Genomic DNA, 11,639 nt, shown 5'->3' with positions numbered 1-11,639 from the left:
TCAAGGCCGACAGCGGCAAGGAACTCGACGCCAAGATCCTCGACCCCGCCTGGCAGTCCATCCTCGTCACCGACGACCCCCTCGCCACCACCCTCAAGACCGAGTCCGACTGGGCCGTCAAGGCCAAGCTCCTGGACAAGCCCGACCTCACCGGCATCTACGATCTGACCCTCCTCAACAAGGTCCTCAAGACCGCCGGCAAGCCCGAGGTCACCGACGCCGGCCTCGGCGCCAGGTAACCGGCCCGGAACCGGCCACGACGGCGGGGCACGCGGTGACGCGTGCCCCGCCGTCGTGCGCGCGCCGTGCGGCGCCGTGGCCGCGCCACGTTTGAACGGCCGTCCAGCGAGCACCGGCGAAAGCGAGGGGGCGACCGCCGCCGACCCGGGGGAAGGAGCGGATCATGGCCGTGGACCAGGACGTGGCGGGCCGGGCGGCCCCCCGCAGCGACGGGGGCGGCGGCCGGGACGGCGAGACGCGGGTGACGGTGTGGGTGGCCCTCGCGGCGAACCTCGCCATCTGCGGGGCCAAGGCCGTGGGCGGGATCGTCGCCGGATCGCCGGCCCTGCTCTCGGAGGCGGCCCATTCGGTGGCCGACAGCCTCAACGAGGTGTTCCTGCTCGCCTCCGTCCGCCGCAGCAGGCGCCCGGCCGACAAGCGGCATCCCTTCGGCTACGGCAAGGAGCGGTTCTTCTGGTCGCTGCTCGCCGCGGTGGGGATCTTCGTGACGGGCGGCTGCTTCTCGGTGTTCCAGGGGGTGCAGGCGTTCCGCTCGGGCGGCGGGGAATCGCACGAGGGGTATGTGATCGGGCTGATCGTCCTGGCCGTCGCCCTCCTCGCCGAGGGCCTCTCGCTGCTGCGTGCGGTCCTCCAGGTGCGCGGGGCCGCGCGGGCGGCCGGGCACACGATGGCCGAGGAGGTACGGCAGGGCCGTGACCCTGCCCTGCGGACGGTGCTCGCGGAGGACAGCACGGCCTGTGCGGGTGTGCTCCTGGCGATGGCCGGGATGGCGCTCCACATGGTGACGGGAGAGGTGGCGTACGAGGCCGCCGCCTCCGTCCTCATCGGGATCCTGCTCGTGTACGTGGCGTACGTGCTCGGCAAGGGCGCCCGCACCCACCTGATCGGCGAGGCCGCCGACCCGGGCCTGCAGGAACAGGTCCGGGCCCTGCTCGAAGGGCAGCCCGAGATCGACTCCGTGACGGCCCTGCTGACCATGCGCCTGGGGCCCGACGCGGTCCTGCTCGCCGCCGGGATCGACCTCACGGCCGGGTACGACAGCGAGACCGTGGAGGACGCGATGGTCCGCGTCCGTACGGAGCTGAAGGAGCGCTGGCCCGAGCTGGACCAGGTCTTCCTGGACGTCACCGACGCCGCGTCGGCCCGCCGCTCCGCGTCCCGCCCCCGCCCGCCGGCCCACGGCTGACCCCGTCGCCCGGGACGGCCGGGCGGGCGGGGCCGCTCAGTCGTCGAAGACGATGTCGTCGGCACCGCAGATGTCCGCGGACATGTTGCGGCCCATCATCCGCAGCGCGGCCCCGGCCAGCTCCTCGTCGATGTGGGCGACCGCGTCGCGCGGCACGACGACCTCGAAATGGCGGATGTGGGCGTCCAGCGCCGAGTACAGCACGCACTGCTCGGTCACCTGTCCGCAGAGCACCAGCCGCTCGGCGCCCAGCTGGCCCAGCAGGTAGGACAGCGGGGTCTGGAAGAACACCGAGTGCCGGGCCTTGACCACGAAGAGCGAGTCGTCGTCGGGGGCGACCGGCTCCACCAGGTCCTTGTGGCGGCCCCCCAGGGCCGCCTCCAGGATCTCCCCGTGGTGGGAGCGCCACTCGCCGAAGTTGTCGTTGACGTAGACGACGGGCGACCGGCTGGCGCGGGCACGCTCCAGCAGGGCGGTGATGCCGGGCAGCGCCGCCCGGACGGACGGGACGAGAGCCTCGGCGTCCTCGTGCTCGTACGTGCTGAGCATGTCGATCACGATGAGCGCCGTACGGGGCATGGGAGCCGCCGCCTCTCTCGTCTCGTTTCTCCGTCCGGTCACCCCCAGTCTCGGTCATCCCGCCCCGCCCGGCCGCTCCCGCGCGGCCGCTTCGCCGCTCAGCCGGAGGCGCGCAGGGCCGCCGTGTGGGCCCGTACCTGGTCGGGGGTCAGGTAGGCGTCCGTGTACTCCCACTCGCGCAGGGTGGGCTGTTTGGCGGACCGCATGCCGATGCGGACGAAGTCGTCCCCGGCCATCGCGTTGAGCATCCAGTTGGTCAGGACCCGCGTCTTGGCCACGTTGGTGCGCAGCGCCGACCAGTGGTACCCGCGGGCCACGGCCTGGGCCGGCAGGCCGCGCAGCGGGATGCCCAGCGGCTTGGAGACCGCGTCGGTGCCGCCGAGGTCGACGACGAGGCCGAGGTCCTTGTGGACGTACGGCCGCAGGGGCTGGTGGCGCAGCGTCGCGATCAGGTTGTCGGCGAGGGTGCGGCCCTGGCGCAGGGCGTGCTGTGCGGTGGGCGGGCAGATCGCGTCCTCCTTCTGCGCCGCGAGGTCCGGGACGGCCGCCGCGTCTCCCAGCGCGAACACCCCGTCCGCGCCGGGCACGGTCATCTCGGGGGTCACCAGCAGCCGGCCCTTGACGGTCTGCGCGTCGAGCGTGCCGATCAGCGGGCTGGCGGCCACCCCCGCCGTCCAGATGAGGGTCCGGCTGGGCAGCACCCTGCCGTCGGTCAGCGTCACCTCCGTGGAGCTCGCCTTTGCGACGCTGACGCCGAGGGAGACCTGGATGCCGCGCCGCCGCAGGATGTCCAGGGCCGTGCGCCCCAGGGCGTCGCCGAGCTCGGGCATCAGCTTCGGGGCGAGGTCGAGGAGGTGCCAGCTGATCTGGCGGGGGTCCAGGCGGGGGTAGCGCTTCACGGCGTGGTGGGTGAGCCGCTGGAGGCAGGCCGCCGTCTCGGTGCCCGCGTAGCCGCCGCCGACCACGATGAAGCAGAGCCGGGCGGCCCGTTCCGCCTCGTCCTCGCTGGCGTCGGCCAGGTCGAGCTGGGAGATGACGTGGTCGCGCAGGTAGGTGGCCTCGGCGAGGGTCTTCATGCCCCGGGCGTTCTCGATGAGTCCGGGGATGTCGAAGGTGCGGGTGATGCTGCCGGGGGCCAGCACCAGGTAGTCGTACTCCTGTTCCGTCAGCTCGCCGGTGATCTTGCGGACGATGCAGACCTTCGCCCGGGTGTCGACACCGACGGCGCCGCCGGGGATGATCCGGGTCCGGTAGCGGCTGCTGCGCCGCAGCGAGACGGCCACCGACTGCGGGGTCAGCACTCCGGACGCCACCTGCGGCAGCAACGGCAGGTACAGCTGGTAGGAGTTGGGGGTGACCAGGGCGATGTCCGCCTCGGCGGGCGCCAGCCGGCGCTCCAGCCGGCGGACGCACTCCACCCCCGCGAAGCCGGCTCCCACCACGAGGATCCTCGGTCGAGTCACGGTGTCCGTCCTTTCTCGGGCCTGCCAGGTCTTCCCTCACCTGCCCCGCCGGACCCCGGTGTGCACACGGAAGCGGCCACCCGCGCCGCGCGGTTCACCCGCCGTGGCCGGGCCGCAGCTCGATCCGGTCGGGGGCAAGGTCCACGGCGACGCGGTGTTCCATGCCCAGGGCCGCCAGGAACTTCTGGGGGAGCTGGACGCGCCCCGAGCGGTCGAGGACCACGTACTCGCGTTCGCTGACCGATTCCTCGCCGTGCTCGTCGGTGACCAGGCTGCGCAGGACCTCGCTGCTGGTGCGGCCGTCGCGGATGGCCACGGTGCGGCGCACCTCTCCCGCCACCATGGGGTCGTGCGTCACGATGACCACCGTCACCCCGAGCTCCTTGTTCACGGTGCGGAAGGTCTCGAAGACCGCCGCGGCCGTCTCCGAGTCCAGTTCGCCCGTGGGCTCGTCGGCCAGCAGCACCTTGGGGTCGTTCGCCATCGCCACGGCTATCGCCACGCGCTGCTGCTGCCCGCCCGACAGCTGCCCCGGGCGGCGGTGCGCCAGGTCCCCGATGCCGAGGGCGTCCAGCACCTCCGCGACCCGGGCCGCCTGGCGGGCGCGGGCCCCGCGCCGGGAGCCGCCCGCCGTCAGCTGCATGGGCAGCGCCACGTTCTGGGCGGCCGTCAGGAAGGGCAGCAGGTTGCGGGCCGTCTGCTGGAAGACGAACCCGACGGCCTCACGGCGGTAGCGCAGCCGGTCCCGCGCCGACAGCTCCAGGAGGTCGTAGCCGGCGACCGCCGCGCTGCCCGCCGTCGGGACGTCCAGGCCCGCCAGGATGTTCAGGAGGGTGGACTTGCCGCTGCCGGAGGCGCCGACGAGGGCCACCAGGTCGCCCTGGGCCACGGTCAGCTCCAGCCCCTGGAGGGCCTGTACCTCGATGCCGTCCGTGCTGAAGATGCGTACCAGGCGGTCGCAGGCGATCGCGGCGTCCGGCGCGGGGGTGCGCGGGCGCGTGGCGTCCGCCGCCCTGCGGCTGAGCTCCTCGTAGGTCGGCTGGTCGGTGTTCAACGCTGGTCTCCCGCTCTCAACTCGGTGGTGATCTGCCGCCGCCCGGAGGTCGCCGCCTCGGCGAGGACGGCCGCGGCCACCAGGGCGGCCAGGCCCAGGGCCGGGGTCAGCACGGGTGCCACGGCGAGCCGTACGCCGGTCGGTACGAGGGCACCGACCAGGGTGGACAGGTCCAGCGCCGGCCCCAGCAGGGCCACCGCGGCGGCCGCCACCAGGGCCCCGCCCAGGGTGGCGGCCAGGGTCTGCGGCAGGGACTCGGCGAGGATCAGCGCCACGCCCTGGCGCCGGGGCAGCCCCATGGTGCGCAGCCGGGCCAGCAGCGCGGCCCGTTCGGGGACGCTCCGCAGCAGCGTCAGCAGCACGGCCAGCAGGGCGAAGGCGGCCGCGGCGGCCACGCAGGACCAGAACAGGCGCTCGGCGGAGCCCTGGAGCGGGTCGGCGCCCAGCTCGGCGACGTACTCGGCGCTGGTGCGCACCTGGTAGCGCTCGTCGGCCGGCTTCGCCCCGGAGCCCGGCTGCGGCGCGGGGGCGGCCGGGGGCGTCGCCGCCGGGTGGGAGGCCCGGGCCAGGGCGCGCAGCCGGCCGGCGTCGACGGAGCCGAGGGCGAGCCACCGGTTGGGGCGGGTCCCGCCGTGGACCAGGGCCGTCGCGGGCCCCGCCGGCAGGACGACGGTCTCACCGGCCGGACCCGGGGGCACGGGGGTGCAGCCGAGCGTGCCGGCGGCCCGGACCCGCAGCTCCCCGCCGGGCCCCGCCCGCAGGGTGTACGTGCCCGGGCCTGCCTTCCGGGCCAGTCCGGCGGTGAACAGCACCGGGGCCGGGGCGTCGGCGGAACCGGTGGCCGCGCCGCCCAGCAGGGCGGGGTCGAAGGGGCCGCAGCCCAGGGAGCGGGAGAGTTCCGCGTAGGCGGCGGGGTCCGCGACGAGCAGGGTGACCCGGGTACGGCCCTCGGCGGTGCCGAGGACGAAGGCGTCGTCGTCCGTCCACACCGGTACGGAGGTCCGTACGCCCGGCAGCCTGCCCGCCGCCTCCACCAGGCCGTCCGGGAGCGCCGCGCCCCCGACCGAGGTGACCTCCGCGTCACCGCCGATCGTCCGGTGCGCCCCTTCCAGGCGGGCCGCGTCCACGGAGGCCAGGACCGCGGCCCCGAACCCGCCGGTCGTGACGGCCAGGAGCAGGGCGACGAGCGGCAGCACGGAGGGCCCTCCCCGGCCGCGGATCCCTGTGCCCCGTGCGGCCCGTACCAGCCCGAGGAAGCCGACCAGCCCGCGGCGCCGGGCGGCCGCCCGGGCGAGCCAGCCGGTCACCAGGGGCAGCAGCCGGGCCAGCAGCAGGCCCCCGCACAGCGCGAGCAGCAGCGGGGCGGCGATCAGCAGCGGGTCGGTGCCGCTGCCGGCGGGCGCGACCCCGCGGCGGCGTACCTCGTACACGGCGGCGCCGGTGGCGGCGAGGGCCAGCAGCTCGCCCAGGGGCCTGCGCCAGCGCGCCGCCGGGCGCGGCGGGGACAGCAGCAGGGCCGCGCGGACGGGGAAGGCGAGCAGGGTGACGAGGGTGACGGCGGCGGCGTACAGGAGCGAGGCGGCGAGCCGGGGGGTGGGCAGCAGCAGGACGGCGAGGGCGGTGGCGGCCACGGCCGCCGGGAGCACCGTGACGGCGCCCTCGCCCAGGAGCCGGCCGACGATGCCGGCGCGGGAGCCGCCCCGCGCCAGCAGCAGCCGCAGCTCGGCCTCGCGGCGGTCGGCGGCGAGCGCGCCGGCCAGGCACAGCACGACGAGGGCGACCCCGGCGACCCCGGCGGGTCCGATCGCGGCGAGCGGTGCGGCGGCCTGGCTGCGGGCCCGGGCCTGGGTGAACAGCTCGGGCAGCCGCGAGTTGGTCCGGAGCATCTCGCGCCCGGTCTGCGCGAGCAGTTCGGCGGAGACGGGCCCGGTCAGGTACGAGGCGATGTCCTGCTCGGTGGCGGCGAGCCGGTCCGCGCGCAGGCGTCCGGTGTCCACCGGCAGTCGCCAGAAGTCCTCGGGGGTGGGGCTCCAGGCGCCCAGGCGGGGCAGGTCGGCCGCTCCGACGAGGGCGTCGGCGGCCCAGTAGGTGTTCTCCCCCTTCTGGAACAAGCAGGCGGAGGCGAGGCAGCCCAGGTCCGTCCAGTACTCCTCGGACTCGTCCGTGACCGTGTAGAGGCCGACGACCTCCGCGCGGGGCCCCTCACCGGGCACCGGTGAGGCCGTCAGGACCGTTCCGACGCCGGCTCCGAGGGTCCGGGCGGCGCGCTGCGAGAGCGCGATCCGCAGCGGAGGGCCGCCCGCCGCGGCGCCGCCGGGAGCGGGATCCTCGTCCGGCCAGCGCCCCTCCACCAGCCGTACGTGCTCCTGGGCGTGCCGGACGTACAGCAGGCGCATGACGGGCGGCAGGCCGGAGGGGGCGGCGAGTCCCGGGTTCAGCAGGTCCCGGCCCTTGACGGTCCAGCTGCCGTGGACCGTAGTGGCGGGGTCCACGTGGAAGCTGCCTCCGGTGTGCGCGAGCAGGGTCGCGCGCACGGAGTCGAGGCGGTCGGTGCCCTGGTCCCGCTGCGGGGGCGGGGCGGTCGCCAGCAGGCTGGTGTAGCTGGGGCCGCCGCGTTCGAGGAAGGCCCGCAGCGCCTGGTCGGCGCCCCGGTCCTGGGCCCGGGGCAGGGCGGCGGCCAGGCCGACGGCGACGAAGGCCAGGACGGCGGCGAGCACACTGCCCGCCCCGGCCGCCCGCAGCCGGGTCCTGACCCAGGGCGCGGGTTTCCGGGCGGACCGGGACGGCTTCGGGCCGGCGGCCGGCGGGGCCGCGGATGACGGCGGGGTGGTCACATCTCCTCCACGGGGCGCAGCCGGGCGGCGATGTCGCGGCCCCGGGGGCCGCTGAAGGCGGCCGACAGCAGGGGGACGGCCGCGATGGCGGCGGCCGCCAGCAGGGTCTGCCACAGCGGCAGGTCCACCCGTACGGGCGGGAACGGCCGGTGCCCCGCCCGGGTCAGTACGACCAGGGGCGCCATCAGCCGGACGAGGGCGAGGCCCAGCGCGGTTCCCACCGCCGTCCCGAGGAGGATCAGCGCTCCCCCCTCGGCGGAGGCGGCCCGGGCCAGCGACCGGCGCGGGCTGCCGAGGGCGAGCAGCACCGAGAACTCCCGCCCCCGTACCCGCCGTTCGGCGGCGGTGGCGGTGGCGAAGCCGATGGCGGCGAGGACCGCGCAGGCGGCGGCGAGGGCGGCGAGGGCGCTCTGCGGGCCGGCGCTCAGCGGGTCGTCCAGCAGCCCGGCGGCGGTCTCCCCGCTGAGCTGGACGCGTTCGGTCCTGGCTCCCTCGCGGAGCGCCCGGGCCGCGCGGGCGGGGGCCGGATCGGCGGCGGAGGCGGCGGGCAGCCACCATTCCGTGGGCACGGGCGGCTGCTGGCCGCCGGATTCCAGCAGGAACCGGCCGAGGGTGTGCAGGTCGACGGCGAGGGCCGTGCGTCCGGCCACGGGAAGGGCCTCCACGGCGGCGGTGATCCGCAGCGGGACGGTCACCCCGTCGACGGTGGTGTGGACCGTGTCGCCCGGGGAGGCCCCGAGGGAGCGCAGGTAGCCGGTGGTGGCGACCGCCGGGACGGTGGTGGCGGGCGGGGCGGCGGGGGCGGGGAACAGCTGGGCGTGGACGCCCCGTTCGGTGCCGAAGCCGCCCCAGTAGCGCAGCCGCAGCAGGTCGGTGGAGCCGGCGGGGAGCGGCGCCAGGGCGGGGGCTCCCGGGGAGCGGGGCCCCGGCGGGGGCGCGAGCTGCCAGCCCCCGGGGCCTGCCGCAGGTGGTGCGACGGCCACGGCCGCGCCGTCGGCGGTGTCGGCGGCGGAGATCCGGCGCAGGGCCAGTTCGGCGCCGTCCCCGGCCGGGCCGCCGTCCCCGGCCGGGCCGCCGTCCCCGGCCGGGCCGCCGTCCCCGGCCGGGCCGCCGTCCCCGGCGTAGGCCAGGTGGACGCCGGCCAGGGCGAGGGGGGTCGCGGCCGATCCGATGGGGGCGTCGGTCAGGGCGTCCAGGGGGAAGCGGAGGGTGGCGTCGCCGCCGGCGGGCAGGGGGGTCTGCGGGGTGCTGTGGACGACCCCGAACCGGTCGCGCAGGAGCAGGCTCACGGCGGCCCAGCTGGTACCGGCGGACCGGACGCTCACGTCGAGGTCGATACGGCGGGGGGCGCCGGGCAGGGTGACAGCGGGGGCGGGCGCGGGTCCGGCCAGCGGGGCGAACAGGTCCCGCAGGGCGCGGCCGTCGCGCAGGTCGGCGCGGAGCGGTACGGTCTCTCCCGCCTTGACGGCGTCCAGTGCGAGGAGGTCGGCGGTGCCCCCGCCCGGCAGTGGCTGGTCCCGGCGGAACACGGGGATCAGCCGGTCGCCGCCCGGGAGGGCCCCGTAACGTCCGCCCTGGCCCATAGGGGACATACCGCTGCCGGAGATCCGCAGGCCCCCGGCGGTCGCGAACTCGGCCTGGTCGCGCTGGGAGGCGGACCAGGCGGCGTGCTGGCCGAGGGCCAGGACCCCGCTGGAGACGGCGAGGACGAGCAGCAGTACGGGCCCGGTCGCCCGGCCGGGCCGGCGGGCGAGCTGCCAGCCGAACAGGGCCGGCCCCAGGCTCCGGCCGCCTGCCGCCAGCCGCCCCGCGGCCCGCGCGGCGAACGGCAGCAGCCGCAGGACCAGCAGCGTGCCCGCGCACAGCGCCAGGACCGGGGCCGCGACCAGGGCCGGGTCCACGCCGAGCCCGCCGTCGGCGGGGCCGGTGTCCGTGGCGGCCGTGTCGGAGCCCCCGTAGTGGGACAGCTGCTGGTAGCAGAGGACGGCGAGGGCCACCACGGCCAGGTCCAGTCCGGAGCGTGCGGCGCCCGTCACCAGAGCCTGCCGGCTGCCGGCGCGGCGCAGGACGGCGGCCGAGGCCCCGCGCAGGGCGGAGGGCAGGGTGGTGAGCAGGACGCAGGCCAGGGCGCAGCCGGCCGCGACCGGCCACACCAGCCAGGTGTCGGGGAGGTCCAGGTGAGCCCGTCCGAGCGGCCCGAACCGGCTGAAGAGGCGCAGCAGGGGGGGTGCCAGCAGCGGGGCCAGGACGGCGGCGGGCAGGGCCAGCAGCAGCGACTCGGCCGCGCCCAGGGCGCCGAGGCGCCGGCGGGAGGCGCCGCGCGCGGTGAGCAGGACCCGTTCCGGCTCCTGACGGGTGGTCATGAGGTGGGCGACGAGGAGCAGGGCGGCGGCCGAGAGCACGGCGAGCTGGAGGGCGCCGACCAGCAGGGTGGAGCGGGCGACCAGCAGCCCTGAGTCCACCTGGGCGAGAACCTCGGGCAGTTCGGTAGCTGCCTGGAGGGAGGAGGTGCGCTTGAGCGCGGCCACGGCGGGTGCGGTGGCGGCCCGGACGGCCCGGGCCCCGGGGGCGGTGACCGTGCGCAGGTCCGGGGTGAGGAGGGTGCCGCGGTAGTCCTGGAGGAGGCCGCCCGTGGTGAAGGCGGTGTCGTCCACCAGGAGCGGGCCGTAGGTGGTGAAGCTGGCCACCTGGATCTCCCGGCCGCCGAGCGGGTCGAGCCGCCAGTACGCGGAGTCGGGGTCGGTGGCCCGGTACACGCCGGTGATCAGTACGGTCAGCGGGGGTCCGCCGAACCGGTCGTCGAGCCGGACGGGCGCGGGGAGCGCGGATTCGGCGAGGCCGAGCCGGGCGAGCGCCGTGCGCGGTACGGCCGCCTGGAGCGGCTGCGCGGGGGCGCCGGCCGGGGCACCCGGCTCAGCGGCGGCGGGCCGGGGCCAGTCGCCGGCGAGGAGGCGCAGGTGGCCCCGCCCGAGGGCGGCCAGCACGGTCAGGTCCGCCTCGCGCCCGCCGGCGGTGGGGCCGGGCAGCCCGTAGGAGCGGCTGCGGGCCACGCTCTCGGAGGACACCGGCAGCGTGCCGAAGACCTGGCCGGCGAAGGCCCGTACGGCCGTGTCGTCGGCGGTGCGCGAGGACGCGGGCCGGCTGCTGGTGAGGACGACGGTGGTCCGGGGCTGTTCCGGGCCGGTCAGTGCCCGGCGCAGCCCCTCCTGCCCGACGCCACGGGTGAAAGCCGTCAGCGCGGTGAGCGCGGTGGTGGTGATCAAGATGGTGAGCAGTGCGGCGACGGCGAGCGGCCATCGCCCGCGCAGCCGGCGCACGACGAAGCCGAGCACGTGGCGCAATCCTCCCCCGTCCGGACTTTTGGTACCGGATAGCGGACGATGCTGTCAGATTCGGATCATCAGTGGAAGGGACTTGCGTGACTCTTGTGGCGGATGCGCAAATGTGAGCAGAAGGCGACAGCGGCCCTCCGCCCGGGAGACGAGGGCCGGGCACGCCGCACACTCGACTCCACGGGGGACCCCAGCTCATGACGGCCCATCAGCCCACATCAACGACGGTCACCACGGCGGCACAGGGCGGTGACGGGCCGATCGTGCGCGTCGAGGACGTCCACCACGGCTTCGGCAGCGGAGCCCAGGCCGTCCAGGCCCTGCGCGGCGTCTCGTTCGAGATCCCGCGCGGCCGGCTCACCGCCCTGCGCGGCCGTTCCGGCTCCGGCAAGACCACCCTGCTGAACCTCGTCGGCGGCCTCGACACCCCGGGCGGCGGCCGGATCCTCCTCGACGGCACCGACCTGGCGTCCCTCGGCGAACGGGGCCTGCTCGCCCTGCGCCGCGACCGCATCGGCTTCGTCTTCCAGTCCTTCGGGCTGATCCCCGTCCTGTCCGCCGCCGAGAACGTCGGCGTCCCGATGCGGCTGCGCCGTGTCCCCGCCAGGGAGCGCGAGGAACGCGCCCGCACCCTGCTCGCCCTGGTCGGCCTCGCGGACCACGCCGACCAGCGCCCCGGCGAGCTCTCCGGCGGCCAGCAGCAACGCGTGGCCGTGGCCCGGGCGCTGGCCAACGACCCCGAGCTGATCATCGCCGACGAGCCCACGGGCCAGCTCGACCTGGAGACGGGCCGGTCCATCATGGAACTCCTGCGCGCGGTGGTCCGCAGCAAGGGGGTCACCATCCTGGTGGCCACCCACGACCCGAACCTGATCGGCCTCGCGGACCACGTCGTGGAACTGCGCGACGGCCGCATCGTCGCCCCCTGCGCCGACCCGGCGTGAACCCGGC

7 protein-coding genes and 1 pseudogene are annotated in these 11,639 nt (G+C 76.4%); 3 read left to right on the top strand and 5 right to left on the bottom strand.

Annotation, left to right across the window (positions count from 1 at the left end):
• Both ABZ716_RS22900 and ABZ716_RS22895 read left to right on the top strand, forming a co-directional pair.
• Window positions 1–239: pseudogene (locus ABZ716_RS22900) on the top strand (sulfate ABC transporter substrate-binding protein); the annotation flags it as partial.
• Between the two features lie 164 nt (window positions 240–403).
• A complete protein-coding gene (locus ABZ716_RS22895) occupies window positions 404–1,426 on the top strand; it encodes a cation diffusion facilitator family transporter (protein WP_358961285.1) in 1,023 nt (340 codons plus the stop codon).
• 36 nt (window positions 1,427–1,462) lie between these two features.
• Here ABZ716_RS22895 and ABZ716_RS22890 read toward each other — a convergent pair whose 3' ends face one another.
• The 5 genes from ABZ716_RS22890 to ABZ716_RS22870 form a co-directional block, all read right to left on the bottom strand.
• On the bottom strand, window positions 1,463–2,005 hold the full coding sequence (locus ABZ716_RS22890; protein ID WP_358814205.1) for an isochorismatase family cysteine hydrolase: 543 nt from the start codon (window positions 2,003–2,005) through the stop codon (window positions 1,463–1,465).
• A 98-nt stretch (window positions 2,006–2,103) separates the two neighbouring features.
• Window positions 2,104–3,468, bottom strand: a complete 1,365-nt coding sequence (locus tag ABZ716_RS22885; protein ID WP_358814206.1) for an NAD(P)/FAD-dependent oxidoreductase — start codon at window positions 3,466–3,468, stop codon at window positions 2,104–2,106.
• 94 nt (window positions 3,469–3,562) lie between these two features.
• Complete coding sequence (locus ABZ716_RS22880; protein WP_358961282.1) at window positions 3,563–4,522, bottom strand: ABC transporter ATP-binding protein; 960 nt, start codon at window positions 4,520–4,522, stop codon at window positions 3,563–3,565.
• Window positions 4,519–7,356 carry a hypothetical protein gene (locus ABZ716_RS22875; protein WP_358961279.1) on the bottom strand — a complete coding sequence of 946 codons (2,838 nt, stop codon included), beginning with the start codon at window positions 7,354–7,356 and terminating at the stop codon, window positions 4,519–4,521. The genes ABZ716_RS22880 and ABZ716_RS22875 overlap by 4 nt, the downstream gene beginning before the upstream one ends.
• On the bottom strand, window positions 7,353–10,688 hold the full coding sequence (locus tag ABZ716_RS22870) for an FtsX-like permease family protein (protein WP_358961277.1): 3,336 nt from the start codon (window positions 10,686–10,688) through the stop codon (window positions 7,353–7,355). The genes ABZ716_RS22875 and ABZ716_RS22870 overlap by 4 nt, the downstream gene beginning before the upstream one ends.
• Before the next feature lie 197 nt (window positions 10,689–10,885).
• On the opposite strand from ABZ716_RS22870, the gene ABZ716_RS22865 reads away from it, so the two are divergent.
• Entirely contained in the window at window positions 10,886–11,632 is a 747-nt protein-coding gene (locus tag ABZ716_RS22865; protein WP_358961274.1) for an ABC transporter ATP-binding protein, read from the top strand.
• The last annotated feature ends 7 nt before the right edge of the window (window positions 11,633–11,639 follow it).

Origin of the sequence: Streptomyces sp. NPDC006687 (assembly GCF_040636215.1) — a bacterium.
Lineage (GTDB): Bacteria > Actinomycetota > Actinomycetes > Streptomycetales > Streptomycetaceae > Streptomyces.
Note: the sequence above shows the minus strand (reverse complement) of the source record. Positions and strands in the feature narration are given on the sequence as shown.